The organism is Streptococcus mitis (genome assembly GCF_003942995.1).
In the GTDB taxonomy this organism is placed as follows: Bacteria; Bacillota; Bacilli; order Lactobacillales; family Streptococcaceae; genus Streptococcus; species Streptococcus mitis_CV.
Window position 1 is genome coordinate 1 of record NZ_RJOH01000014.1, and the last position, 26,420, is coordinate 26,420.

Consider the following 26,420-nt stretch of genomic DNA (forward strand, 5'->3'; position numbering starts at 1 on the left):
TTGATTATATATAACTTTTCGTCTATACTTAGGGGTGAACACAATGTGATACTTACAGTGCCACTTTGTGTGCGATAAACTATGAGCCTTTTGTGCCATATTTTTCTCCTTTCGCTTTACAATTGGCTTGAACACCTTTATTGTATCGCGTTCGGAGTTTTTTTGGTATAACCTTCGACGCGCACCCGCATAGCGGGTGGTTTTTTTGTCTCTCACCTAACGGAGCGAGACGGACTAATAGTCACATAAGAAAATAGAGAAGGCAAACTAGCCTTCCCCATTTTAAGGTTATATCATTTTGCAACTTTGTTGTAAAAAGCTATTGAAACAGACTATTTGTTCACTAGTTGCCTAGTTTACCCATTCACCATTTCCATTTACTTTATAACCGTCTGGTGTTGTTGTGCTCACAGCCAAAGCTCCAGAATCGTAGGCATAGTACCAGTGCGGTCCAACTTTAAACCAACCTGTCTTCATGATACCTGCTTCGTCAAGATAATACCAAGTACCATTTTCCTTGTACCAGCCTGTCTTCATAGCTCCTGAGCCATCAAAGTAGAACCATCTATTTCCGTCTGTACCCCAGCCTGTAAACATAGCACCTGAGCTACTCAAGTAATACCAGCTACCATCTACTTTTACAAATCCAGTTTGCATGACACCTAGGTCATCCAAGTAGTACCATTTACCATCCGTTTTCACCCAGCCTGTCTTCAGATCACCAGACTCATAGAAATACCATTTTCCATTAGATTGCACCCAACCAGATTGGTCTGAACTAGAAGTTCTAAATTCTTTCAGCGCTTTTTCTACAACGACTGCTTTACTTTTAACTGTTGAAAGGTTTGAGGAGGTCACTTCTGTATACTGAATAGCAGGACCATATCCACCAGCCAATTCCTCTGAAGAAGCATCATCACCTAAAGCTAGAGAAATCGTTGCTACTTTCTGAGAACTAGCTGCATTTTTAAAAGCAGCGAGCCCCACATAGGTAAATTTAGAATTGATCAAAGCCTCATAATAACCTGTAAATTCTTTAGATGTTCCACCCTTCTTTTTCGCTACATAATTTGCCTTCTCAGCATGCCAATTTTCAATTGCTTTTAGAAAACCTTCATAGTTCACATCTAAAGCTTCTCCTCTTATACTATTACTAGATGGAAAAGCAGTCCAGATTTCTTTCGTAGAAAGACGCTCAGGTTTCAGAGTTACTGACACCTCAGTAGCTCGTACAAAAGCAGTTTTCTCAAGATCAGTAGACCATTTGATAGGAACATACTTATCTACCAAACCTTCATCAGCTGCTTCCTTACGAATCTTATTAATCGCATCCAAAATAGTTTGTTTATTTGGGGTTAAAAATTCTCCCTTAATCCCAACCAAAACATTGCCACTAGAGGGATTTAGCACTTCTGAGCTCAAGACATTTTCATTTCTACCATCTGCAGATTGTGTTGCCACCAATCTGTCATTGGCAAAAACATCATTTGTCAAAACTGCTCCAGCTAAAGTCAAAGCCAAGGCGCTAGCAAATACAATTTTCTTCATTTTTTCTCCTTTTATCCTTTAGATAGGACAGGTATTTTCAATATTAAATTATATCATATTTTCCTACTCTTTGCCCATTTCTACTAATGTTATAAAGCAAATGCTATTCACACCACAAAGTAGAAACTCCATTCTTTATTTCACAACAAGCTCATAACGTGTCTTACTTGTGAAGGTTTGACCGGCTTTGAGAATAACTTGATCTTTGAGGTCACTGTGAATGGCATCTGGTAAAGCTTGCGCTTCAAGGGCAATCCCATTGTGCTGTACCATTGGCTGACCTCCTATGATGACACTCTCATCCACAAAGTTTGCTGTGTAGACTACAAAGCAAGGAGCCTCTGTCTTGAAAAGCAGGAAGCGACCTGAATTTTGGTCATAAAGGAATCCAGCATTGTCATGACCTGCAGGAAGGGCAAATGGATGATCCAAACCTGATACCAGCTGGATTTGCTCATCTTCTTCTGCAAAGATATCCTTCAACAAGGCACCATTGTAGATGTGTTTAACCACATCACGACTAGCATCTGGAGTTTTGGCAGGAACACCGTCGGGAGCGATTGGATAAATGCCCTCTGTGTTTAGTTGGAAGACATGACGGTCAATCGTCTGCGTGAAATCACCAGACAAGTTGAAGTAGCTGTGATTAGTTGGATTGACCAGCGTATCCTGATCGGTCGTTACCTTGTAGCTGATTTCATAGGCACCAGTCTCTTCTAAGTGGTAACTGATCCAAATCTTGAGATTTCCAGGAAATCCTCCTGTCCCATCCGTACGCTCTGTGTAGAGGATCAAGCCATGGTCGCTCACTTCAACTAGTTCAAACAAGCTCGAATCCCAACCAGTTGAACCACTGTGGTTACAGTTGCTAGCATTGTTGACTTCAAGGTCATAGTTCTTGCCATTAAGCTCAAAGGTCACACCTGCAATACGGCCTGCCACAGGACCTACGCTAGCTCCATGCTTGGGACTATTGCCTACATAGCTATCAAAATCATCAAATCCCAAAATAACATTGGCAAAGTTTCCAGCCTTATCAGGTGTGACATAGCGCAAGATAGTCGCGCCATAAGTCATAACCTCAAGCTGGTAGCCACCGTTCGTCTCAAATCGATAGGCCAAAACATCTTGTCCCTCAACATTTCCAAACACACGCTCTGTGTATGCTTTCATTCTGTTCTCCTTTTACTATTTCTCTCAATCAAACAAACCATAGAAAGCGAATTGACAATCTATGGTTTGCCTGATAATATACAAATCCTCTTGTCAAGAATTCATAAACACTGTCTTACTTCTGATATTCGTGGATGATCACACCTTGTACCACACGGTTTACTGTTCCTGTAGGAGACGGTGTATCTGGTTTATTTTCTACCTTGAGTGAAGTCAATAGGGCAAAGAGTTGGGCATAAACAATGTAAGGGAAGACACGGTAAATATCATTCAAGACACCGCCACAACCAAGGGCCACTTCTTTGACATTTTCAAGACCAAAGGCTTGATCACTCAAAAGCACGATACGACGAGCAATCTGATCACCAGCAACTTCACGAACCAAGTCCAAGTCGTACTTACGAGTGTAGTCTGTCGTTGCACCAAAGACCAAAACAACTGTATCTTCGTTGATAAGAGATTTTGGACCGTGACGGAAGCCGACTGGGCTTTCATACATAGTCGCCACTTGACCAGCTGTTAATTCCAAAATCTTGAGCTGAGCTTCATGAGCAAGTCCGAAGAATGGACCGGCGCCTAGATAGATGACACGGTTAAAGTCGAGATCAACAAGCTCTTTGACATCTTCTGCATTGTCTAGAATTTTACGGGCAAGACTAGATACAACTTCAAAACGTTCAGCTTTCACAGCAAATTCTGTAGGATCAAAGACCAAGAGAGCTGTCAACATCATAGACGTAAAGCTAGAAGTCATGGCAAATCCGGCATCATTAGAAGCAGCTGGTTGCAAAAGCAAGAGATTGCGGTCATCTCCATGGGCTTGAAGAGCCAACTTACCATCTGCTGCACAAGTAATCGTCACTTGATAAAGCTCATCCACCAAGGCCTTGGCCAAATCAACAGTCGCCACACTTTCAGGCGAGTTCCCACTACGAGCAAAGGATACAAGGACAGTCGCCACATCTTTTTTCAAATAAGTTTCTGGATTGGCAACGATATCTGTTGTCGCAATGGCATTGAAATTCCATTTGCGTTCGTCATATACTTCCTTAAAGTAAGGTACCAAGGTATCTCCCACATAAGCAGAAGTCCCCGCACCTGTCAAAATAACCTTGATATAGTCATGTTTATCAGCAATCCCTTGCAGAAAGGCTGCAATTTCTTCATGTTTTGATTGATAAGATTCAAAAGCTTCTTTCCATACATCAGGCTGTTGGTAGATTTCACGTGTAGTGATTTCTGCACCCAATTCGATCAAGTCTTCTTTTGTATAATGTAGCATTGAATTCCTCTTTTTCTATTAAATATGGGAATGGGAGTAAGCCCCATTCCCATGTATATTCTATATAAAATGCTCTAACGATTTTCACGTTTTCACATCGTATACTCAATGAAAATCAAAGAGCAAACTAGGAAACTAGCCGCAGGCTGCTCAAAGCACTGCTTTGAGGTTGTAGATAGAACTGACGAAGTCAGTAACATATACCTACGGCAAGGCGACACTAGTATGGTTTAAAGAGATTTTCGAAGAGTATTATTCATCTTCGTCATCATCGAAGCCAGCTAACAGGTCATTGACTTTCACAATGCTTTCTGCAGCACGGCTCTTGTAGTCCGCATCTGCGCCTGTAAGGCTCGCATTGATAAATTCAATCACCATTGGAAGATTCATCCCTGCGTAAAGGTCAATATCACGACCTTCCATGATCAAGCGACTCACCACGTTACATGGTGTACCACCAAGAAGATCCGCAAAGACTAGGAAATCATCCAAACCTTCAATAGCAGCTTCAAATTTTGCAGTAAATTCTTCTGGGCCATCTTCTGGAAGAAGAGCTACTGTATAAATGTTGTCTTGTGGACCCATAATCATTTCTGTGCTACCTTTAAGTTCTTCACAGAAACGACCATGACTCACCAAAATTAATGATTTCGTCATAAATTATACGCCCATTCCAAGTGCAAAGTGACCAAGGGCAGAAAGACCTACTGCAAGAGCAATAATGATACCGATAGCTTTAGTAGAAGTCATACCTTTCTTACCAAGCAACCAGAAGATAAAGGCAGTAAAGATTGCTGGAAGCAAACGTGGGAAGATTTGGTTCAAGATGTCTTGGAAATCAATCATCTTTTCACCGATTGGCAATTTATAAGAAATTTCAAAGTTGATCATTGTGGCTACAAGAGCACCCATCATGAAGACACCAAGTACAGATGCAGCGTCAATCAAAGCTGTCAATGTACTTTGCATGTTGTTGATAAGGTTAACCCCTTCTTTGTAGGCAAATTCTAACTGTTTCCAACGGAAGATGTCATACACTACTGCAACTGCAATCCAAAGGAAGATACCCCAAGGTTGGCCAGCGATAGCCATAGTTGCTGCGATAGATCCCATGATAGCAGGTACAAGCGAACCAAAGATTGTATCTCCAAGAGGAGCAAATGGTCCCATCAAACCTGTCTTGATACCGTTAACGGCATCTTTTGAACCTACACCATCTTTTTCTTCCATGGCAAGGTCAAAACCAGCGATAATGGTATGGAAGAATGGTGAAGTATTGAAGAATTGAGTATGAACTTTCATCATTTCTTTCAATTCAGGAGTTCCATCCCCATACATTTTACGCAATTGAGGCAAGATCATGTACAGGTAACCAGAAGCTTGCATACGTTCGTAGTTCCAACCTAATTGGAAAGTAAACAAGCTACGTTTATTGATTTGATTAAAATCTTCTTTTGTAAGTTTGTAATTAGAATTCGTCATCTTCGATTTCCCCACTTTCTGATGGTGTAGAAGGTGCTGCTACAGCTACTTTTTGGCTATTTTTGAAGTGAAGCACTGCAAGGAAGATACCTACGATAGAAATACCAATCATAGACAATCCTTTGAAGTTGTTCACGAAACCAATTTTTTCAGCAACATCTTTCGGTAGAGTGCCTACGATACCAGCAACAGCGCCACCAAGACCTGTTACATATGAGTAAAGAACAGTCAACATAGCTGTCAAACCAAATCCCATAGCAAGGTAGTGAAGGTTACGTTTAACTGGAAGGTAACGAAGCAAGATTGCAAATCCAAGACCTGGAAGCATACGTCCTGCGAGAGTCAAACCATCTGCAACCCATTGGTATTTTGTAACAAAGTCTACTACGTGTTGTACAAATTCACCACCAAAAGCAAGCGCAAAGAAGACTGGAAGGGCACGAGATAGAGCCCAAGGAATCGCACCAAGCAAGTAGTTGCGTTCGATACCTTTATAGTCAAAGCGTTCGATTGCAGCATCCACACGGTGAGCGAAGAAAGTAGTTGTCATACGTCCAAGAACGTCAAAGTAAGTTAAGAGAGCTGCTACTGGCACAGCGATTGTTGTAATCGCAAGTGCTGTATCAATTCCTTGTGAAACAGAGAAGGCTGTCGCAAGAACCGCACCAGAAGTTGCGTCGATACGAGAAGCACCACCGAAGGTACCAACCCCAAGAACGAACAGTTGCAAGTTACCACCTATAAGCAGACCAGTAGTCACATCTCCCATAATTAAACCAGTAATGAAACCAGCAAATACAGGGGAACCTGCAGAAGAAACGATCGTCAACTCATCACAGATTTGATAAGCTGAGTACAAAGTGAGAAGTAAAATTTGCCACCATTGTATCATAACAATGACCTCCTAAAAATTTTTTCCTATTTTAATAAGCTCAAAAAGTCTGAAACTGGATCATTTGGAACCATTTGAGCAGTAAGTTTAACACCTTTTTCTGCCAATTTGTGGAAGTCTTCCACATCCTTGTCTACTACGTTGATAGAACGTGTGATGGGGCGAGTTTCTGGTGTTTGAGACATATTCCCAACATTAAGGGTTTCAAGTGGTACACCTGCTTCGACCAAGCCAAGGAAGCGGTCTGGTTTACGAGCCACGATAAAGAGACGTTGGCTATCGTATTTACCAGCAAGAATATTGGCTGCCGCTTTTTCAATTGGCAAAATACTCAATTTTACACCTGGTGGTGTCGCAAGTTTCAAACCACTCTTTTCAACGTCGTTATTGACAACTTCGTCATCTACAACCATAATACGTGAAACATTTAGTTTTCCAGCCCAAAGATTGGCTACTTGTCCGTGGATCAAACGTCCATCGATACGGCATCCTACAATTGTCATAAATTTTCCCCCTTTATATGTTTTAGTGTAGGTTTACGAGTTAAATGAATCTCTTCTTTATATTCACCCTCTGTCTCAAAGATAATGATGCGGTTGGCACCTTCCTTAAGATAACTATGAGGGATATAAAGCGAGAGGGTTGGGCCGACGTTCCAAAAACGTCCTAGATTCTGCCCATTGACAAAGGCAACTCCCTTACCAAACTCAGACAAGTCTAGGTAAGTATCTTTTGGCTCTTCGACTGTAAAGTCATAAGCGTAAAAGGCTGGTTGTCCTTCTGTCCATCCTTTTGAAAAATCAATGTTCTCAGGATTGTCTAGAGGAAGTGGATAGTGTTTCCAGTTTAGTAAGAAATGCAAATCCTTACAAACCCCTGTCCGAATTCCCTTACGTTGCGTATCCGCTAAGAACTTGTGTCCATAGTTGACACGCCCCATATTTTCTACCAAGATATCTAACCTAGATAGCGCTTTCTTTTTACCTTGATAAAAAATATCTTCCCCAATCTCTGTCTGATATTGGGTTTCGACCCACTGACCATCGACATAAAGCTGGGCCCTATCTCGACCATCAATGATACGAAGTCTTTCTTCTTCTGCATCCCAGTTTGTTTCTGTTCGATAGAGTAGATAGCCATAGCTTTGTCCCAACTCCTCCATCTTTTTAGGATAAAGGCTTTCTACAGGACTGGACAAGCTATCTAAGTTTTCAAACAAGGAAACTTTTTCAACCAGTGGAATAGCATCCAACTCCATACTCTCTTTGTAGAGTGGTTCCAACTGGGGATACTCTGGGAAATGTGTTGCCATCATCTTCTTGACTGCCAAATATTTAGCAGTTGGATTTCCTTCTTCATCCAGAAGGGCATCGTAATCATAAGATGTAACTTGTGGCAGGTCCAAAGTCCCTCGAGCTGAGCAACCATTCATGAAACCAAAGTTTGTACCACCATGGAACATGTAGAGATTGATAGAGCCTTGTTCCAAAACCTCTCGAACTGCATCTGCCAACTCTTTCGGATCCCGTGTGATAATCGGCTCTTTCCAACGATTGAACCAGCCATCCCAGAACTCCATACACATGAGTGGCCATTTCTTACCATGCTCATCAAAGAATTCCTGCATCTGTGAAAAGTTGTACGGAGCTTTAGAACCAAAGTTTCCTGTTACAAAGAGGTCATCTTCGATTAAGGTTCCAGCTTTCAGAGTAGCTCTCCATGGACCATCTGAGGTAAAGAGAGGACAGGTTACGCCACGCTCTTCCATCAACTGTCGAATTGCTCTCAGATAAGCCTTATCTTCTCCATAAGAACCATACTCATTTTCAACCTGCATCATGAGGATATTGCCACCCTTGTCCAACAAATGTGGAACCAACCGTGCCAAGAGCTGGTCATAGTAGTGACCGACAGCCTCAATATAGGCTGGGTCTGAGGAACGAATCCTCATATCTTTGGTTAAGAGCCAAGCTGGTAAGCCACCGAATTCCCACTCCGCACAGATGAAGGGCGACGGACGAACGATAGCGTAGAGACCCAAATCTTGTGCCGTTTGGAGAAATCGCTCCAAATCCAGAGCTCCTTCAAAGTGAAACTCACCCTCACGAGGCTCGTGTAAATTCCAGGCCACATAAGTCTCTACTGTATTAAAACCAAGAGCCTTCAAGTTATAGAGCGAATGATACCAATCTTCTGGAGGAACCCTAAAATAATGAATGGCGCCAGATAAAATCTTAAATGATTTTCCATCGAGATAAAAATCATCCCGTATCTCAAATCGTGTCATATTCTTACCTTCTGACAACTAAAGTTTACGCTTTCATTTGTTGATATAGTAAATATAACTCAATATCTTACATTTGTCAATAGGTTTTCACGATTTTTTTCATTTTTACTAATTTTTACAAAAAAACTTATAAAACCTTACTATCTCAAGAAATAATTTCATCTTAATTGACATGTATAAAGATGTAAGAAATTCTATTAATTTCTATGTAAATTAACCTTATAGCCTATTATTCTAATTTTTTTATTCAAAAGGCTACTATTCTTTCCAGTTTTATGGTAAAATCTTTAACTGAGAAGGAAAATCGAGGTGAAAATATGGCAATTCCAAAGTATCAATATATTAAAGATGAATTAAAGAACAAAATCATTTCTGGTCAATTTGCCAGTGGAGATAAATTCTACACTGAAGCTGAATTGATTGCAATGTATGATGTGAGTTCTATCACAGTTGTACGCGCCTTAAACGACCTTGCCAAGGATGGCTATATTGTCCGTCAACAAGGAAAGGGTACATTCGTTTCACGCGCACGTAAACACAAACTCGTAGAGTTTTCAGATGTAGAAGTTTTTGAAACTAAAGATGATAAAGTTACCGTCCTTTCTATTGAGCGTGGAAACAAACTAAGCTACTTAGAAAAACTTGGACTACGCGGAGATCAGTTCTACTACAAGATTGAACGCGTACGCGAAACAGGTGGTGTTGTGTACATCTACCATACATCTTACATCCCAGAACAATACGTCAACGCAAATTATCCAAATCTTGAATATTATAGCTCTATCTATAACCGTTTCAAATTGGATTACCACATTCACATGAATGATGAACATTTTGAAGAAATCAATGAAATAGCATTTCCAACTCCAGAACATGTGGCTTCGGTCCTCGGAGTCGATGAACAATTCCCAACCGTTTTACAAACCAAGACTACTAAACTAGAGTCTACTGGTCAAGTTCTCGCATACAGCGAAACATATAAACGCGCAGATTACTACAAAATCAAATTCATTTCATGTGACCGTGATCACTAAGAAGAAAGTCTAAGCCTAATCGCTTGGGCTTTTTCTATGCTTATTATATGACATTAAAAATGTATTTTCTATATGTCAATTAAGATAGACTAAATTTGTTTAAATTTTACTAAAATATAGGTAATTTTTTATTAAAGTCACTTTTATAAAAATAAAAATCGAAGTTCTTCTACTCCTATAAATAGAGTAATAGAACTTCGATTTTTATTCTAATTATCCTAAACCTAGACGTTCAAAGATATCATCCACTCGTTTAGTGTAATAAACTGGGTTAAAGATTTCGTCGATTTCTTCTTGTGTGAGGCGTGATGTCACCTCTGGATCTGCTTCGAGAAGTGGTTTAAAATCTACTTGGTTGTCCCAAGAGTAGGCTGTTTTTGGTTGCACCAAGTCATAGGCTTGCTCACGGGTCATGCCTTTTTCAATCAAGGTCAACATGGCACGTTGGCTAAAGATAAGACCAAAAGTTGAGTTCATGTTGCGGATCATGTTTTCTGGGAAGACTGTCAAGTTTTTAACGATATTTCCAAAACGGTTAAGCATGTAGTCGATCAAGATGGTCGTATCTGGTGTGATGATGCGCTCAGCTGATGAGTGCGAAATATCACGTTCGTGCCAGAGAGCCACGTTCTCATAGGCTGTCACCATGTGACCACGGATAACACGCGCAAGACCCGTCATGTTCTCAGAACCGATTGGGTTGCGTTTGTGAGGCATTGCTGAAGAACCTTTTTGACCTTTGGCAAAGAACTCTTCCACTTCACGTTGTTCAGACTTTTGCAAACCACGAATCTCAGTCGCCATACGTTCGATTGAAGTCGCGATGCTAGCAAGAACCGCAAAGTACTCAGCATGAAGGTCTCGAGGAAGCACCTGTGTAGAGATTTCTTGAGCACGGATACCAAGCTTGTCGCAGACGTATTCCTCTACAAATGGTGGAATGTTAGCAAAGTTCCCAACCGCACCAGAAATCTTACCAGCTTCCACACCAGCAGCCGCATGCTCGAAACGCTCGATGTTGCGCTTCATTTCGCTGTACCAAGTCGCCAATTTAAGACCAAAGGTTGTAGGCTCAGCGTGCACACCGTGAGTACGCCCCATCATGATGGTGAACTTGTGCTCCTTAGCCTTATCAGCGATGATGTTAGTGAAGTTTTCAAGGTCACGACGAATGATGTCGTTGGCCTGCTTGTAGAGGTAACCGTAGGCAGTATCCACCACGTCAGTAGAAGTCAAACCATAGTGAACCCACTTGCGCTCTTCACCAAGAGTCTCAGAAACCGCACGCGTGAAAGCCACCACATCGTGACGCGTCTCCTGCTCAATCTCCAATATACGGTCGATGTCAAAGTCCGCCTTCTCGCGAATCAAAGCCACATCTTCCCTAGGGATTTCCCCCAACTCAGCCCATGCCTCGTCAGCTAAGATTTCCACCTCAAGCCAAGCACGGTATTTATTTTCTTCACTCCAAATGTTCGCCATCTCAGGGCGAGAGTAACGGTTGATCATGATGTTTCTCCTTCCCTAATTAAATTAATAAAAATCTTTCTTAATGTAACTTCTACATCCCAATCCTTAGAGACAATCAATTCAATAACCCCTTCATTTATATTTTGCTTTAAATTACTTAACATATCATGTACATCTGCTTCAAATGTTGAACCTGGTTCTGTCTTTGAAATACAGTATTCTTTAAATTTGTCAAAACTACCAGCATTAAATACATTATCGAACTTCAAAGAGTAATTTTCTCGACTAATCTGATCAAATTCTATATGATACTGTTTCTTAACTGTATTAAGAATCGTTAAAAGTTTCTCATCCCTTTTTTTGAAAGAATCTAACTGATTTTCAAACAGTGCTAATTCTAGTGGCGTTCCCACTTTATTCTCACGAAATTCAACTAGTTTAACATGCTCGAATAATTTATCACCATTGAAGTTAGAGTCGAAAGTAAAAGCATTGCTTCTTAAATATTTAACTAACCAAAGCACTGGAACATCAATTATGTTGTCTTTAGAATCCGTAATTATTTGATCAACTTCTCTTAAAATTTCTTCACAATGATAGTCTTTACAAGAAACAAACAATTTTAAAATCTTACCTGAAAGAATTTTATTCCCACCAATATTTATCAGAATTTCTTTCATACGGTCATAAAGATACTTATGCTCCCCTTTATGATTAATATTAAGTGGTTCGTAGTATTCACCATCTAAGTAATTATGACTTTCATATGTAAATTTCTTTTCACATTCAGCCAGCAAACGATGCTGTATAAAATTTGAATATAAATCTTTAGTTACACTATATGATAACGAACAATGGTAATTCGGATTTAATTTTTGCAATGCACTATCGTTTAAATCTTTCAATGCATGATCACTAAATATCAAATCTTCAGCTGCTGTTTGTAAAATAGAATCTTCATCTATCATCTCAGTTCTAAGACTGTCTTTAATTTCATCAAGTTGATTTCTTATATCATGGTTATAAATCTTCAATTTGATTCTTACACTATCAGCCGTTGGTCGTTCATCAGCTCTATAGCTCATCATCATATCAACCAGATTGTCTAACTCAAATAAATATGGATAATATTGTTCAATATGCCGATAGTCAGAACCTGCTGGATTTTCACCAGTAAAACACTCATTAATAATTAAACCTAAAGAATAGATATCCGATGCAAAAGTAATAGTGAGAGCATTACCCTCTATTTTTTGTTCAGGAGAAAGGTAATTTCTATTAACTAGAAGGTCATCTGCGACTGTCAGTCCAGCGTCCTCAAAATGTGCAATACCAAAGTCACTTAAAACAAGGTGATATCCACTAATTAATACATTTTCTGGTTTAATATCTCTATGGATAATCCTCTTGTCATGTGCAACATTCACTGCTTTTATTAATTGAATTAATAAATCCAATCTTTGTAAGGGAGAATAATTTTCACGATGATTAATTACATCTCTCAAAGTTTGGGGATAATAATCCATGACTGCATAAAAGAATTTTGTTTTAACTTCTTCGTCTTTAGGAAATTCTCCATAACTATCATAACGAATAATATTAGGATGATTGTCGTTTAAACAAAAGTCAAGATCTTGCTTTAATCTATCAATTTTAATTTTATTTGCTCGACCTCCGGAAGTTGGTAGTTGCATAATTTTTACAGCTTTTTCTATCCCAGTATTATCAGTTGCTAAAACTACTACACCCTGACCACCCTGACCTAGAATTCGAATAAAACTAAAATTATTAGATTCCAAAATTTCATCAATGCTAAATCTCTTTTTGAGATTTTCAATAGCTTCATCAGTTAAATTCATAACCTCACTCCTCACTCAAAATCCTCTTTCCCAATAGCCACCGACGGATAGTGCGGCAAGCTACTCAGATCTGTATCCAATGGCGAATCATAGATAGCCAGATAATTATTTGGATATTGAATCTTTAATTCCTGATATTGGCTTTTACTTTTTCATGGTCGGCACTGGCAAAGAGCACTTCCACAACGGCGATTTCTTTTCCTTCCTCCACAAAAGCGTTGACAATAATTTGAATCATAAACTGGTCTCCATTTAGCTTTAAAGATTATCATTTTCTGAGTCTTCATGTATAGAAAATTCAAATGAAATTCTCTCAGGATGTCTAGGCAGGCCATAACTACTCAGATAATCCTTAACTTCCTTCACGGAACAAGAATATTCTAAGACTAGCTGATTGCCAGCTCTCTCTAAAATACGAATCCCCTCTCTATCCGCAATCTCTGGAACAATCAAATCGTCCGTATAAGTCAGTGTAACGGTAGTTATTTCATCATCTAGCAATTCATCAAATTCTTCTGTCATTTCAAAAATCAATCCCCTCCCCAAACTCAACCACACTATCTGGCACATCACTAAACAAAGTCACATGCCCCATCTTGCGGTTGTGCTTCGCTTCTATTTTACCATACATGTGTAGGTGGGTGCTTGGATTTTCTGCGACATACTTTTCAGCGGTCTCGACGTGTTGGCCGAGAACGTTGAGCATAGCGGCTGGCGCATGCAGGTGGATAGCTGGCAATGGCGATCCCAAAACACCCAAAATATGGGTATCAAACTGAGAGAAGTCGCAGGCTTCGATTGAGTAGTGTCCTGAGTTATGTGGGCGTGGGGCAATCTCATTGACAATGATGTCATCAGCTGTCGCAAACATTTCCACACAAAGGGTTCCAGACAAGTTGAGTTGCTCAGCGATTCTCACTGCCATAGCTTTGGCTTTATCAGCTAAACTTTCAAAAATGCGAGCAGGCACAATAGTTTTTGAAAGGATGTTGTTTCGGTGAATATTTTCCTGAACTGGAAATACCGTCACGTCCTTGCCATTTCCTGACACAATGACAGAAATTTCGAGGTCAAAGTTGACAAATTCTTCCAAGACACAGTCTGCTGAATCCGCTAGCGCATAAGCTTCTTCCAAGTCTTCTGCCGAGCGAATGACCTTTTGTCCATGCCCATCATAGCCACCAGTAGCAGTCTTGAGGACATAGTTTTTAGACAGGTCAATTTCTGCCAAGTCTTGGCTTGAGTTCACAACCTTATAAGGTGCTACGGTAACTTGGGCCTTATTTGAGAGGAAGTCCTTTTCAAAAATACGATTTTGCGAAATGCGAAGGAGGTCGGTTCCTTGAGGGAGTTGACCATCCTTGATGACAGCATCCAAACCGTCAGCGTCGACATTTTCAAACTCATAGGTGAGGACATCGCAACGCTCAGCCAACTGACGGAGGGCATCCACGTCGTTATAAGAAGCCACTATGATTTCCGCTACACGAGAGGCCGGGCAATCCGCCGCAGGATCCAGCGCGATAACCTTGTGTCCCATGTAGATAGCAGAAATGGCCATCATCTGCCCCAGCTGACCGCCACCGATAATTCCGATTGTTTTAGATGAGCTCATTTGTAGACTCCTCTGCGATTTTTCCTTGCTCTTCTGCGAAATCTGCCAATGCTGTCGCGATAGACTGATTCTCTACTGATAGGAGACGGAGGGCGAATAGGGCTGCGTTTGTCGCTCCTGCTTCACCAATAGCCATTGTCGCAACTGGTACCCCACCCGGCATCTGTACGATAGAGTAGAGCGAGTCCACACCGCTAAGAGCATGAGACTTGACAGGTACCCCTATGACAGGAAGGGTTGTTTTCGCTGCGACCATACCTGGCAAATGCGCAGCACCACCAGCACCTGCGATAATGACCTTGATACCACGGCTACGAGCTTCTTCGGCATGTCTGAACATGAGGTCTGGTGTGCGGTGGGCAGAGACAACCTTCTTCTCGTAAGCTACACCGAAGCGGTCTAGGACTTCTGCTGTTTTTTGCATGGTTGCCCAATCTGATTTTGAGCCCATGATAATGGAAATTACTGGTTTAGTCATAACTTTTCCTTTTCTTTCCTTTCTTTTTTCAATCACCTTAAGTTGTGAGGGACGGAAGCAGCCACCAAAGGTGTCTCATGCCTAAATTGGAAGCCCAAGGTCTTCCAATTTCCCTGAACGATTGGATTGTCATTCAATCGTTCTTTCACAACGACGGTGATTGTTCTATATTAGCTCGCTAACGCTCGCAAATCAAACGACCATTATCATATTTGGCGACTTCGTCGCGTTATTCTTATATCTTTACTTAATTGCCTTGCTTCCAATATCTGTTCGGTAGAAGAGGCCTTCTGTTTTTTGTTGGGAGAGTTCTTGGTAGATGGTTTCTTGGGATTCTTTAACGGTATCGGATGTGGTGACGAGCATATAGACACGTCCGCCGTTTGATAGCAGTGCTCTGCTATTTTCCGCAAACTTAGCCCCTGCATAGTAGGTGATGATGTCGCCCTCGGTTTTTGCTGGCAACTTAACACCTTTTTCATAATCTAGCGGGTAGCCCTTGGATGCGACAACCACACCCAGTGTCACACCCTTGTCCGTCCAAGTGATGTTTGGCTCCTTGCTATCAAGGATATCCGTGATATTTTGTGCAAAGTCGGAGGTCAGACGAGGCAAGATAATTTGTGTTTCAGGATCTCCAAAGCGAGCGTTAAACTCAATGACCTTAGGTCCATCAGCTGTCAAGATAAGCCCTGCGTAAAGGATACCCAGATAAGGACGACCTTCTTGAATCATGCCCTCAAGGACTGGCTTGACAATCGTGTCAACCGCTGTATCAACCACACTCTGTGGTAAGTGTGGAACTGGCGCATAGGCACCCATACCACCCGTGTTAGGCCCTTTGTCGCCATCGTAGGCACGTTTGTGGTCCTGAGCTGTCGGCATGATATAGAATTTGTCCCCATTGACAAAGGCAAAAAGTGAAAATTCCTCTCCTTCAAGGAATTCCTCAATAACTACACGTGCACCCGAGTCACCAAATTTATTGTCCAAAAGCATCTCATGAGCGGCTTCGACTGCTTGCTCGACTGTCTCAGCAACGACGACACCTTTCCCAAGCGCCAAGCCATCCGCCTTGACCACGATAGGAGCCCCCTGCTTTTCGATATATGCCTTGGCTTCCTCAAAATCTGAGAATGTGCCATAAGCTGCTGTCGGAACGCCGTATTTGACCATGATTTCCTTAGCAAAATCCTTGGACCACTCCAGCTCCGCTGCAGCCCTAGTCGGACCAAAAGCCTTGAGCCCAGCTTGGTTAAAATCATCAACGATACCAGCAGCAAGGGCATCATCTGGCCCGATGAATGTCCAAGCAATATCGTTGGCCTTTGCAAAGTCAATTAACTTAGAATGTTCGGAAATAGAGATGTTCACCAATTCTAGACTATCCAGAGTCATCCCATCATTCCCAGGAGCTACAAAGACCTTTTCAACGTCTTTTGATTCAAGCAACTTCTTAGCAATCGCATGCTCACGACCACCCGAACCGATAACTAACAGCTTCATTTCTCAACCTCTTTTGCGAATTATTTAATAATATTATATCATAAACGTTCGTTTTAATCTTGTTCTATTCCGTTTTTTAAGCAAAAAAAGGAAAGAAACTGTTTTCTTCCCTCTTGTCTTCTTAATGTCTAAAATGTCTCACGCCTGTGAAGACCATGGTCAAGCCATATTTGTCAGCAGCTTCGATAGATTCTTGGTCACGAACGGAGCCACCTGGCTGGATGATGGCCTTGATACCTGCTTTGGCGATTTCTTCCACGTTATCTGCAAATGGGAAGAAGGCATCGGAAGCAAGCACAGCGCCGTCAAGACGGTCTTTAGCTTGATCAATAGCGATGCGAACAGAAGCCACTCGGTTGGTTTGACCTGGTCCAACACCCAGCGTCATATGATCATTGGTCACGATGATACCGTTTGATTTCACGTACTTGATAGCCTTCCAAGCGAACTCAAGAGCAGTCGCTTCTGTCTCGGTTGGCTGGCGCTTGGTCACCACTTGCCAGTCAGCTGGCCTCTCTTTGACCACGTCTTGGTTTTGCACGAGAAGTCCACCAACCACGCCTGTGTACTCCGCTTCCACTTCACTAGCATCTTGAGTGTCAAATGGCAAGGCAAGAATGCGCAAGTTTTTCTTTTTGTTGGTCAAAATGGCTAGCGCTTCATCCGTATAGCTCGGTGCGATGATGATTTCAAGGAAAACGCCATGCATCTTCTCAGCCGTCGTAGCATCTACTTCACGGTTGAGAACGACGATACCACCGAAAATTGATACTGGATCAGACTCATAAGCGTAATCCCAAGCTGTTTCTATATCATCCGCCTGACCAATTCCACATGGATTCATGTGTTTGAGAGCTACAACGGTTGGACGGTCTTTAAAATCACGGATGATACGAATAGCCGCATCCGCATCACGGATATTGTTAAAGGATAATTCCTTACCGTTGAGCTGTTTAGCTGAAGCAATCGAGTAATCCGTTGGCAAAGCTTTTTGGTAAAAGTCTGCATCTTGTTGAGGATTTTCCCCGTAGCGCATAGCTTGTTTGAGGTCATAAGTCAAAGTCAGTTTTTCAGGTTTGCTTTCACCCACTTGAGCTGTGAAGTATTCTGCGATCAAGGCATCATAAGCTGCTGTGTGACGGAAAACCTTGGCTGCCAACCGTTGGCGAGTTTCGTAACTTGTTTCGCCGTTTGCTGCCAATTCGTTAAGCACCACATCATAGTCAGCAGGATCCACCACAACTGTTACGCTAGCGTGGTTCTTCGCTGCTGAACGAAGCATAGATGGCCCGCCGATATCGATATTCTCCACCGCATCAGCATAAGTCACATCTGGTTTGAGAATCGTTTCCTTGAAAGGATAGAGATTGACTACCACAAGGTCGATCAATTCGATCTTATTGTCCTTAGCAGCCTCTAGGTGACTATCAAGGTCACGACGAGCGAGGAGCCCGCCGTGGATATTTGGGTGGAGGGTCTTGACACGACCGTCCATCATCTCTGGGAAGCCCGTCACATCATCAATTGCAATGGTCTCCACCCCAGCTGTATCAAGGGCAACCTTGGTCCCACCTGTTGAGATAATATCCCAACCGAGTTTTTTAAGTTCTTGGGCAAATTCAACAACGCCCGCTTTGTCTGAGACGCTGATTAAAGCACGTTTAGTCATTTGGATTCTCCAATCTAAACTGTTGATTATAGCGGTCTACCAAGATTCTAGTTTCTTCTTCGTTAAATTTTAGTGTACACAAAGTAGGATTTTCCCCCTCAAGATAAGCAATAAATGATAGCATCCCAAAACTTCTTCTTTTTTCGTCATAGGCACTCTCATATTGATTTACTGAATTATTAAAAATATAATCTCGAATAACAGCTGGTAATTGAAATGTAAGTCTATATTGATCATAATTTCTAGTTGGTCTAACTATCCATACATCATTCTCATTTTCATTCCATGTGATAGTTACTTCTTGATGTGGGTTTCTAAGTAGAGAATTACGAAACTCATCATCATTATCAGGTATAAGTGCTATGATTTGTGAACTCTTTGTACTCGCTATATAAATACTTCTAACATTTTGCATTTGGTGTACAAATTCATCCACAACTAATTGTCTATTGTCAGAATCAAACCATCTATAAAGTTGATGATAACCTAAATTATTAATCCAACTAGAAAACTCTTCTTTAAAATCATTAAAAATATCACTGCTAATATCTTCTCCACGAAGTCTGTTAATGGCAAACAATCTATCTACAATTTGATTTATAAAATCTCTAATCCACTTGTAATAGCCAGATGATAAATCCATTAAATAAATCTTATGAGCTATGGCCAATCTTTGAGCATCATCTGTAAATCCTGATGTAGAAAAAATAGCATAATTATAATTATATTTATGTAACCTTAACTCTTCACTTGTCATCTCAACTGTGGAATAATTAGTATTTACATCTTGTAGAATACCTATTCCCATTCTAATTCTATCTATACCAACCTTATTATTTGTATAAAATTTAGCCTCTAAAAATAAACGTATAGGATATACAAATGGTGGCGTGATACGGAACGTTCCTAAAGAGTCAAATTGATGATAACCACCTCTTCCTTTGACATTTAAACCATTCCTTTCCAAGAACCTAATTTCATTATCGGAGCTTGTTACTAAATCATATCCGTTAACTTTTAATAACTTAGCCAATACAATTTCTAATAAATATCCTTTTGCTTGTGATTTCTTCATGATTTCCTCTCCACTTCCAAACTATCCAACACTTCTGGATACAACTTGTACTCTGCATCATGAATCCGAGCTTCAAAACTGTCAATGGTATCATCAGCTAGCCGTGGTACACGGACTTGTTTGATGACCTTTCCTGTATCCACTCCAGAGTCCACCCAGTGAATGGTCACACCACTCTCAGAGACGCCAGCATTCCAAGCATCCTCAATCCCATGAGCTCCTGGAAATTCTGGCAAGTAGGCTGGATGAATGTTGATAATCCTGCCTTCATAAGCTGCCAGTAAAGTAGGCCCAACAATTTTCATGTAGCCTGCTAGACAAACCCAGTCAATCTGGTGTTCTTCTAATAGCTCAACAAGTGCCGCTTCGTAGTCTGCCTTGTTGTCAAACTCCTTGAGTTCAAAAGCATAGGACAGAACGCCGAGCTTGTCTGCACGTTCGAGCACATAGGCGTCACGATGGTCTGAAAAGACAAACTCTACTGGAAATTGTTCCGCTATCACCTGAAAATTTGAGCCATTACCAGAGGCAAAAACCGCTATTTTTTTCATTTGATGATGACACTTTCGTTTTCTTTCTTGACGATACGACCAATTTCATAGACTGGTTCATCCAACAATTCCTTGACACGACTTACATTTTCAGGGCTAACTGCTAGCATAAGTCCCACACCCATATTGAAGATTTCAAACATTTCTTCGTGTTTGATCTGACCGTATTTTTCAAGGGCTTTGAAAATCGGTAAAACTGGAACCTTGTCTTCCTCAATCTCAGCAGCCAAGTCAGCTGCAAACATACGAGGGACATTTTCGATAAAGCCACCACCAGTGATGTGGGCAATGCCGTTGACCAACTCTTCCTTGATGAGTGGTAAGACAGCCTTGACATAGATACGAGTCGGCTCAAGAAGAACTTCCTTGAGTTTCTTGCCTTCCAATTCTGGCAGGACTTCCTCACCTGTGTAATCCGCAAAGACACGACGAACGAGAGAGTAACCATTGGAATGAATCCCACTTGAAGCAAGTCCAAGAAGAACATCTCCTTCTGCCACTTTTGAACCGTCAATGATTTGAGATTTTTCAGCCACACCGACCGCAAAACCAGCCAAATCATAGTCATCTTCGCCGTACATGCCAGGCATTTCAGCCGTTTCCCCACCAATGAGGGCAGCGCCTGCCTGCACACAACCTTCTGCCACACCAGCGACAACTTGTTCTAGCTTAGCTGGTTCATTCTTCCCTGTCGCTACGTAGTCAAGGAAATAGAGGGGCTCCGCACCTGCAGCAATGATATCATTGACACACATGGCCACACAGTCCTGACCGATGGTATCGTGCTTGTCGTACTTGATAGCCAGCATGAGTTTGGTTCCGACACCATCAGTTCCTGAAATCAAGACAGGTTCTTTAACCCCAGTCTTTGAAAGGTCAAACATACCACCAAAGCCACCCAGAGCTCCCATGACACCTGCACGCTCCGTACGAGCCACGTGCTTTTTAATCCGTTCAACAACTTCATAACCCGCTTCAACATCCACACCAGATTGAGCGTACGCATTTTTATTTGCCATTTTATTTTTCCTTTTCTTTTTTTGGGAAAGACTGCGACGTATTTTTAGATAAACAATTATCTTATCTAAAAATACTAGTCAGGTCTCTAGCTTTGGTCCCATAGGAGAAAGCGTCTACTGACAAATGCTTTAGCTTTTAGTCAGTAGTGAGACGTGGAGCATAAGCATTTTTATTTGTCATTTTATTTTTCCTTTTCTTTAATGGAGGATCTATTGTCTATTTGTAAAAACTGGTCTTTTCTTTCAAACTTCTACGATAGTCTTCCTCATAGTCGTAGAGAGGTGTTGGGTAATCACCGTCAAAGTAAGCGACACATAGACCACCATTTGGCGCATCTGTTTCAATACCAATTGAATCAATCAACCCCTCAACAGAAAGATAAGTCAGACTGTCTGCACCAATGATTTGACGCGTTTCTTCAACCGTATGATTGGCCGCAATCAGCTCCTGACGGGTCTGGATATCAATCCCGTAGAAACATGGATAAGCTAGCGCTGGACTACCAATGGCAACGTGAACCTCAGTTGCACCCGCTTCTTTCAAGAGCTGAACGATACGACGAGAGGTTGTTCCACGTACAATAGAGTCATCAATCATAACCACACGCTTGCCTTTTACAACGCCTGAAACAGCAGACAGTTTCATCCGCACCCCTTGCTCCCGCAATTCTTGAGTCGGTTGGATAAAGGTGCGTTGCGTATATTGATTCTTAATAAGACCCATTTCATTTGGTAGCCCGGACTCTTCCGCAAATCCCATAGCCGCACTGAGGGAAGAATTGGGCACACCGACCACGATATCCGCCTCATGCTTGAATTCACGCGCCAATTGGGCACCCATACGTTTACGTGCCGTATGGACATTGACACCATGAATGTTAGAATCAGGGCGAGCAAAATAGATATACTCCATAGAGCAAATCGCCAACTGTGTATCATCTGTATAGCTATCATACTGGATGCCCTTATCATCAATGATCACAATCTCTCCAGGCTTCAAATCTCGAATCCAATCAGCACCAATAACTTCAAAAGCACAGGTTTCGGAGGAAACCACTACCGCTCCGTTGGTCATTTTCCCAATCGAAAGCGGACGGAAGCCATTAGGGTCAAGCGCCGCAATCAACTTATCCTCAAACAGCAAGATATAGGCAAAACCACCTTTGACAAGGCTGAGCGCTTCTTTGATTTTCCCCATCAGACTAGGATTGTGGCTGCGACGAATGAGGTGAGCTAGGATTTCCGAGTCCGAAGTCGCGCTGAAAATCGCTCCTCTTTGTTCCAGTTCTTTCTTGAGAGAGGCTGCATTGGTCAGATTTCCATTATGAGCCAACCCAAACTGCATATCGTGAAAACGGAAGAGGAAGGGCTGGATGTTATCTACAGAAGCTTCGCCAGCAGTTGCATAACGCACATGCCCAATCGCACCAGTTCCTGTCAATTTATCTAAGTTAGCAGGATTTCTGAAGACTTCTGATAGAAGACCCATATCGCGATGCCGCTTTAGTTTCCCTTGGTCATTGGAGAGGATTCCTGCCCCCTCCTGACCACGGTGCTGAAGACTATGGAGACCAAAATAGGTCAATTTAGCAGCATCTGGATGTCCCCAGATACCGAAAACACCACATTCTTCATTAAGAGATTTTACTTCGTATGTCATTTTATATACCTAATTTTTATTTGTGTAGCACCAAGAGCTAAATCTACATGACTTTTACATTACTGATACTATCTATTAGAAAATCTGCAAGTCTTATTTTCCAGTAAAGTATTTAACCGCTGACGCGAACAGGTGCTGGTCTTTATTTCCTGGGATATTTTGGAAAAGACCTTCCTCATAACGTTCTGAGTGGCCCATCTTACCGATGATTTGACCATTCTTGCTGGTAATTCCTTCGATGGCATGGACAGAACCATTCGGATTGTACTTAGAGTCCATACTTGGTTTTCCATCAAAGTCAACGTATTGGCTAAAGATTTGACCATTGTCACGGAGCTCCGCAAATTCCTCAGCCGTCACGACAAACTTCCCTTCACCGTGCGAAACAGGAATAGCGTGGATATCGCCCACTTCTACTCCAGCCAACCATGGCGAGTTGGTATTGGCAATCCGAGTTTCCACCATCTTGGCCACGTGCTGGTTGGCATCATTGTAGAAGAGGGTTGGACTAGTACTGCTGGCATCTTCGAAGTTCCCGTATGGAAGAAGACCTGATTTGACCAAGGCCTGGAATCCATTACAGATACCAATAATCAAGCCACCACGGGCGATAAAGCTATCAATAGCTGCACGCACTTTTTCATTAAGCAGGATATTGACAATGAACTTGGCTGAACCATCTGGTTCATCCGCAGCCGAGAATCCACCGGCAAAAAAGAGAATGTTAGCCTTACCGATGTTGTCAACCATAGTTTCGACTGACTTGACAATGGCTTCTTCATTCAAGGTCACGAATGGCACCAAGTTAACCTCTGCACCTTCTTTCTCAAAGGCCTTGGCTGAGTCATATTCTGAGTTAGTTCCTGGGAAGACTGGGATATAGACCACAGGTTTTTCAACCTTTTCTTTGCCTTTGATGATTACGTCAGAAGCGACAGCTGGAACTTCTGCTAGTTCTTTAGATTGGGCAAATTCTGTTGGGTAAACTTCTTCCAATTTTCCTTGGAAAGCACTGTCAAGTTTCTGTCCATCTAGCTTCACACCGTTGACAGTCAGTGTAAAGTCTGCACTTGTTTGACCGATTTTCTCTACTCCAGCAATTTCTTCAGGAGATGTGAAGACAAATCCGCCTAATTGAGCTGTCAAAGCAGTTTCAGGTTCAGGCAAGATTACCTCTGCACCGATATGATTTCCAAAAGTAGCAAGTACCAAACTTTCAAGCACACCACCGTATTTAACAGCTGAAGCTGCTGTTACTTTGTGAGCCTTTTGAAGGGCTTCAAACTGAGCAAAGTTTTTCTTAATTAAGGCAAAATCAATCTCTGCAGAGAGGGCTTGACCTGGGATGTAGTAGATATTTTCCCCAACAGCTTTAAATTCTGGAGAGAGCACCTTACGGCTATCTGCTGTTGTCACCCCAAAAGCAACCAAGGTTGGTGGCACCGTCAATTCTTCAAAAGTACCAGACATAGAGTCCTTACCACCGATAGATGGCAAACCAAGCTGAATCTGAGCTTCGATAGAACCTAGAAGAGCAGCTACTGGCTGACCAAAACGCTCTGCTTGTTTGTCCATACGCTCGAAATACTCTTGGTAAGAGAAACGAGCCTTAGACCAGTTGGCACCAGTAGCCACCAAACGAGCAGTTGCTTCAATAACCGCATAGGCAGCACCGTGGTATGGAGACCATTCAGCTACATATGGGTTGAATCCTTGAGCCATGACTGACGCAGTATGAGTCACACCGTGTTGAACTGGTAATTTCTGCACAGATGCCTCAGTTGGTGTGAGTTGGTAGCGACCACCAAGTGGGTGATTAACCGTAGAACGTCCAACAGAGCAGTCAAAGATAGTCTGTAATCCTTTTTGACTGGCATGGTTGAGGTCAGATAGAACCGCAAGAGTATCTGCTTCAAGTGTGTCAGCAGATGTTTGACGTTCTTCTGGAAGCTTGACATCTTTGTCCACCACCTTTGCATCAACGACTACGCGCACACCATTGGTATCAAGGAAACGACGTTCCAAGTCGACAATGGTTTCACCATTCCAGTGCATGACTAGATTTGGTTTTTCAGTCACTGTCGCCACCACAACAGCATCAATATTCTCTTTGTTACATTCAGCAACGAAGGCATCCACATCCTCAGGACGAACCACCACAGCCATCCGTTCTTGAGATTCAGAGATGGCAATTTCGGTACCATTCAATCCCTGGTATTTAAGAGGCACCTTGTTGAGGTCGATTTCAAGACCGTCTGCCAATTCACCGATGGCTACACAGACCCCACCTGCACCAAAGTCGTTGGATTTCTTGATGAGACGAGTGACAGCGCCATTGCGGAAAAGACGTTGAATCTTGCGTTCTTCGATGGCATTCCCCTTTTGAACCTCAGCTCCAGCTGTTTCAACCGATTCAACTGTTTGAACCTTAGAAGAACCTGTCGCACCACCAACACCATCACGTCCAGTCTTACCACCGAGCAGGATAATGACATCACCAGCTTCCGGTTTTTCACGGACAACATTGCCCTTAGGAGCCGCTCCGACAACAGCACCTAGCTCCATGCGTTTAGCTACAAAGCCTGGGTGGAAGTATTCACGAACGTAGGTTGTTGCAAGTCCAATCTGGTTACCGTATGAAGAATAACCATGGGCCGCTGTTTTAGAAATGACTTGTTGTGGCAATTTCCCAGCGCGAGTTTCTGAAATCGGTGCTGTAATATCACCCGCACCTGAAATACGCATGGCTTGATAAACGTAGGAACGACCTGACAATGGGTCACGAATGGCTCCACCAATACAGGTAGCAGCACCACCAAATGGCTCAATTTCTGTCGGGTGGTTGTGGGTTTCATTTTTGAACATGAGGAGCCATGGCTCTTTCACACCATCAACGTCCACTTCAATTTCGACTGAGCAAGCATTGATTTCATCTGACACTTCCATATCGTCCAAACGTCCATTGGCACGCTCATAACGACCGAAAATAGTCGCCATATCCATCAAGGTTTGTGGCTTTTCAGAACGCCCCAACTCCTCACGCATGGCAATATACTTATCATAAGTCGCCTGCAATTGCTTTTGGAATTTCGATGCGGAAAAATCAATGTGTTTCAACTCTGTCTCAAAAGTCGTGTGGCGGCAGTGGTCAGACCAGTAAGTATCCAAAACTTTAAGCTCTGTTTCCGTTGGCACGCGCCCGATTGACTTGAAATAGTCTTGAATAAAGAGCAAATCATCCACTTCCATGGCCATCCCTTGCTCGGCCTTGTAGCGAGCAAAGTCTTCTGCTGTATAGCTTTCAAAGAAAGTCAATTTAGGAATGGTCTTGTCTGACTCAGAAAATTCCTGCTTGGCAATCCCTGTCGTGATGTCCTTGAAACGAGAATCAACTGGGTTGAGCAGATAGTTCTTGACCGCTTCCAACTCAGTCGCATCAATATCTTTATTCACCAAGTAAAGTTGGGCTGTATTGACTGTCACATCACTCGAACTTCCCAGCAAAAGCAAGGCTTCCTGTGAAGAAGCTGCACGTTGGTCAAATTGCCCAGGTAGGCTTTCAATGGCAAAGAAAGCATAGTTAGCCAGATCCGCCTGCACAGCCACTTCATCCAAGACATGGTCTGTCACCTGCTCAGAGAAAATGTGCTTCTCTGCAGGTGCAAACAGGTCCTCTGCCAAGTCAAATACGTCATACACTTGCACGATACGAATACTTTTCAAGCTTGATAGTCCCAAGTTATGCTGGAGCTCTCTTACCAAACTCTCTGACTTGACCTGAAAATCAGCCTTTTTTTCAACAAAAATACGTTTATCCATC

Annotated in this window: 23 protein-coding genes and 1 pseudogene; 1 reads left to right on the forward strand and 23 read right to left on the reverse strand. The window is 42.2% G+C overall.

Translation table 11 applies throughout. The annotated features are described in order from the left end of the window. The 9 genes from D8836_RS08110 to D8836_RS08150 all read right to left on the reverse strand — a co-directional run. A partial coding sequence (locus D8836_RS08110) for a transposase (RefSeq protein WP_185761614.1) occupies positions 1-99 on the reverse strand: 99 nt, incomplete at its 3' end. A gap of 252 nt (positions 100-351) precedes the next feature. Continuing rightward, a complete protein-coding gene (locus D8836_RS08115) occupies positions 352-1,548 on the reverse strand; it encodes a CAP domain-containing protein (protein ID WP_049544558.1) in 1,197 nt (398 codons plus the stop codon). Positions 1,549-1,683: 135 nt separating this feature from the next. After that, on the reverse strand, positions 1,684-2,721 hold the full coding sequence (locus D8836_RS08120) for an aldose epimerase family protein (protein WP_125393671.1): 1,038 nt from the start codon (positions 2,719-2,721) through the stop codon (positions 1,684-1,686). A 115-nt stretch (positions 2,722-2,836) separates the two neighbouring features. Beyond that, positions 2,837-4,003: an SIS domain-containing protein gene (locus tag D8836_RS08125; protein ID WP_125393672.1), complete on the reverse strand. Its 1,167-nt coding sequence runs from the start codon at positions 4,001-4,003 to the stop codon at positions 2,837-2,839. A 252-nt stretch (positions 4,004-4,255) separates the two neighbouring features. Next, on the reverse strand, positions 4,256-4,660 hold the full coding sequence (locus D8836_RS08130) for a PTS sugar transporter subunit IIA (protein WP_000167447.1): 405 nt from the start codon (positions 4,658-4,660) through the stop codon (positions 4,256-4,258). A 3-nt stretch (positions 4,661-4,663) separates the two neighbouring features. Next, a complete protein-coding gene (locus tag D8836_RS08135; protein ID WP_125393673.1) occupies positions 4,664-5,485 on the reverse strand; it encodes a PTS system mannose/fructose/sorbose family transporter subunit IID in 822 nt (273 codons plus the stop codon). Beyond that, the gene (locus D8836_RS08140; RefSeq protein ID WP_000617016.1) at positions 5,472-6,377 is read right to left on the reverse strand and encodes a PTS mannose/fructose/sorbose/N-acetylgalactosamine transporter subunit IIC; all 906 of its coding nucleotides are present in this window, start codon (positions 6,375-6,377) and stop codon (positions 5,472-5,474) included. Before D8836_RS08140 ends, D8836_RS08135 begins: the two co-directional genes overlap by 14 nt. Before the next feature lie 26 nt (positions 6,378-6,403). After that, positions 6,404-6,880, reverse strand: a complete 477-nt coding sequence (locus D8836_RS08145; RefSeq protein ID WP_125393674.1) for a PTS sugar transporter subunit IIB — start codon at positions 6,878-6,880, stop codon at positions 6,404-6,406. Further along, on the reverse strand, positions 6,877-8,664 hold the full coding sequence (locus D8836_RS08150; protein ID WP_125393675.1) for a glycoside hydrolase family 35 protein: 1,788 nt from the start codon (positions 8,662-8,664) through the stop codon (positions 6,877-6,879). Before D8836_RS08150 ends, D8836_RS08145 begins: the two co-directional genes overlap by 4 nt. Positions 8,665-8,981: 317 nt before the next feature. Here D8836_RS08150 and D8836_RS08155 point away from each other — a divergent pair, with 317 nt between their 5' ends. Further along, positions 8,982-9,698, forward strand: a complete 717-nt coding sequence (locus D8836_RS08155; RefSeq protein ID WP_045610828.1) for a GntR family transcriptional regulator — start codon at positions 8,982-8,984, stop codon at positions 9,696-9,698. A gap of 213 nt (positions 9,699-9,911) precedes the next feature. Here the strand turns inward: D8836_RS08155 and purB are convergent, their stop codons facing one another. From purB to D8836_RS08225, 14 genes and pseudogenes are all read right to left on the reverse strand, one after another. After that, positions 9,912-11,207, reverse strand: a complete 1,296-nt coding sequence (purB, locus tag D8836_RS08160) for an adenylosuccinate lyase (protein WP_125393676.1) — start codon at positions 11,205-11,207, stop codon at positions 9,912-9,914. Continuing rightward, positions 11,204-13,027, reverse strand: a complete 1,824-nt coding sequence (locus tag D8836_RS08165) for a serine/threonine-protein kinase (RefSeq protein WP_125393677.1) — start codon at positions 13,025-13,027, stop codon at positions 11,204-11,206. Before D8836_RS08165 ends, purB begins: the two co-directional genes overlap by 4 nt. A gap of 11 nt (positions 13,028-13,038) precedes the next feature. Next, a pseudogene (locus D8836_RS08170) lies at positions 13,039-13,265 on the reverse strand (phosphoribosylaminoimidazole carboxylase). 20 nt (positions 13,266-13,285) lie between these two features. Beyond that, positions 13,286-13,549: a hypothetical protein gene (locus D8836_RS08175; protein ID WP_125393678.1), complete on the reverse strand. Its 264-nt coding sequence runs from the start codon at positions 13,547-13,549 to the stop codon at positions 13,286-13,288. A 1-nt stretch (position 13,550) separates the two neighbouring features. Continuing rightward, a complete protein-coding gene (gene purK / locus D8836_RS08180; protein ID WP_125393679.1) occupies positions 13,551-14,642 on the reverse strand; it encodes a 5-(carboxyamino)imidazole ribonucleotide synthase in 1,092 nt (363 codons plus the stop codon). Beyond that, on the reverse strand, positions 14,629-15,120 hold the full coding sequence (gene purE / locus D8836_RS08185) for a 5-(carboxyamino)imidazole ribonucleotide mutase (protein WP_125393680.1): 492 nt from the start codon (positions 15,118-15,120) through the stop codon (positions 14,629-14,631). Before purE ends, purK begins: the two co-directional genes overlap by 14 nt. Before the next feature lie 32 nt (positions 15,121-15,152). Further along, on the reverse strand, positions 15,153-15,269 hold the full coding sequence (locus tag D8836_RS11410; RefSeq protein ID WP_125393681.1) for a phosphoribosylaminoimidazole carboxylase: 117 nt from the start codon (positions 15,267-15,269) through the stop codon (positions 15,153-15,155). Positions 15,270-15,363: 94 nt separating this feature from the next. Then, a complete protein-coding gene (purD, locus tag D8836_RS08195; protein WP_125393682.1) occupies positions 15,364-16,626 on the reverse strand; it encodes a phosphoribosylamine--glycine ligase in 1,263 nt (420 codons plus the stop codon). 121 nt (positions 16,627-16,747) lie between these two features. After that, positions 16,748-18,295, reverse strand: a complete 1,548-nt coding sequence (purH, locus tag D8836_RS08200) for a bifunctional phosphoribosylaminoimidazolecarboxamide formyltransferase/IMP cyclohydrolase (RefSeq protein WP_125393683.1) — start codon at positions 18,293-18,295, stop codon at positions 16,748-16,750. After that, positions 18,288-19,370, reverse strand: coding sequence for a hypothetical protein (locus tag D8836_RS08205; RefSeq protein ID WP_125393684.1), 1,083 nt, complete (start codon positions 19,368-19,370; stop codon positions 18,288-18,290). Before D8836_RS08205 ends, purH begins: the two co-directional genes overlap by 8 nt. Continuing rightward, the gene (gene purN, locus D8836_RS08210; RefSeq protein ID WP_125393685.1) at positions 19,367-19,921 is read right to left on the reverse strand and encodes a phosphoribosylglycinamide formyltransferase; all 555 of its coding nucleotides are present in this window, start codon (positions 19,919-19,921) and stop codon (positions 19,367-19,369) included. Before purN ends, D8836_RS08205 begins: the two co-directional genes overlap by 4 nt. Beyond that, entirely contained in the window at positions 19,918-20,940 is a 1,023-nt protein-coding gene (purM, locus tag D8836_RS08215; protein ID WP_125393686.1) for a phosphoribosylformylglycinamidine cyclo-ligase, read from the reverse strand. The genes purN and purM overlap by 4 nt, the downstream gene beginning before the upstream one ends. Before the next feature lie 217 nt (positions 20,941-21,157). Further along, positions 21,158-22,600: an amidophosphoribosyltransferase gene (purF, locus tag D8836_RS08220; protein ID WP_125393687.1), complete on the reverse strand. Its 1,443-nt coding sequence runs from the start codon at positions 22,598-22,600 to the stop codon at positions 21,158-21,160. A 93-nt stretch (positions 22,601-22,693) separates the two neighbouring features. Continuing rightward, the gene (locus D8836_RS08225) at positions 22,694-26,419 is read right to left on the reverse strand and encodes a phosphoribosylformylglycinamidine synthase (RefSeq protein WP_125393688.1); all 3,726 of its coding nucleotides are present in this window, start codon (positions 26,417-26,419) and stop codon (positions 22,694-22,696) included. Between the last annotated feature and the right edge of the window lies 1 nt (position 26,420).

Bases quoted from the DNA above. Each gene is read 5' to 3' on its own strand.
- D8836_RS08115 (WP_049544558.1), bottom strand. From the start codon at position 1,548: ATGAAGAAAATTGTATTTGCTAGCGCCTTGGCTTTGACTTTAGCTGGA.
- D8836_RS08120 (WP_125393671.1), bottom strand. From the start codon at position 2,721: ATGAAAGCATACACAGAGCGTGTGTTTGGAAATGTTGAGGGACAAGAT.
- D8836_RS08125 (WP_125393672.1), bottom strand. From the start codon at position 4,003: ATGCTACATTATACAAAAGAAGACTTGATCGAATTGGGTGCAGAAATC.
- D8836_RS08130 (WP_000167447.1), bottom strand. From the start codon at position 4,660: ATGACGAAATCATTAATTTTGGTGAGTCATGGTCGTTTCTGTGAAGAA.
- D8836_RS08135 (WP_125393673.1), bottom strand. From the start codon at position 5,485: ATGACGAATTCTAATTACAAACTTACAAAAGAAGATTTTAATCAAATC.
- D8836_RS08140 (WP_000617016.1), bottom strand. From the start codon at position 6,377: ATGATACAATGGTGGCAAATTTTACTTCTCACTTTGTACTCAGCTTAT.
- D8836_RS08145 (WP_125393674.1), bottom strand. From the start codon at position 6,880: ATGACAATTGTAGGATGCCGTATCGATGGACGTTTGATCCACGGACAA.
- D8836_RS08150 (WP_125393675.1), bottom strand. From the start codon at position 8,664: ATGACACGATTTGAGATACGGGATGATTTTTATCTCGATGGAAAATCA.
- D8836_RS08155 (WP_045610828.1), top strand. From the start codon at position 8,982: ATGGCAATTCCAAAGTATCAATATATTAAAGATGAATTAAAGAACAAA.
- purB (WP_125393676.1), bottom strand. From the start codon at position 11,207: ATGATCAACCGTTACTCTCGCCCTGAGATGGCGAACATTTGGAGTGAA.
- D8836_RS08165 (WP_125393677.1), bottom strand. From the start codon at position 13,027: ATGAATTTAACTGATGAAGCTATTGAAAATCTCAAAAAGAGATTTAGC.
- D8836_RS08175 (WP_125393678.1), bottom strand. From the start codon at position 13,549: ATGACAGAAGAATTTGATGAATTGCTAGATGATGAAATAACTACCGTT.
- purK (WP_125393679.1), bottom strand. From the start codon at position 14,642: ATGAGCTCATCTAAAACAATCGGAATTATCGGTGGCGGTCAGCTGGGG.
- purE (WP_125393680.1), bottom strand. From the start codon at position 15,120: ATGACTAAACCAGTAATTTCCATTATCATGGGCTCAAAATCAGATTGG.
- purD (WP_125393682.1), bottom strand. From the start codon at position 16,626: ATGAAGCTGTTAGTTATCGGTTCGGGTGGTCGTGAGCATGCGATTGCT.
- purH (WP_125393683.1), bottom strand. From the start codon at position 18,295: ATGACTAAACGTGCTTTAATCAGCGTCTCAGACAAAGCGGGCGTTGTT.
- D8836_RS08205 (WP_125393684.1), bottom strand. From the start codon at position 19,370: ATGAAGAAATCACAAGCAAAAGGATATTTATTAGAAATTGTATTGGCT.
- purN (WP_125393685.1), bottom strand. From the start codon at position 19,921: ATGAAAAAAATAGCGGTTTTTGCCTCTGGTAATGGCTCAAATTTTCAG.
- purM (WP_125393686.1), bottom strand. From the start codon at position 20,940: ATGGCAAATAAAAATGCGTACGCTCAATCTGGTGTGGATGTTGAAGCG.
- purF (WP_125393687.1), bottom strand. From the start codon at position 22,600: ATGACATACGAAGTAAAATCTCTTAATGAAGAATGTGGTGTTTTCGGT.
- D8836_RS08225 (WP_125393688.1), bottom strand. From the start codon at position 26,419: ATGGATAAACGTATTTTTGTTGAAAAAAAGGCTGATTTTCAGGTCAAG.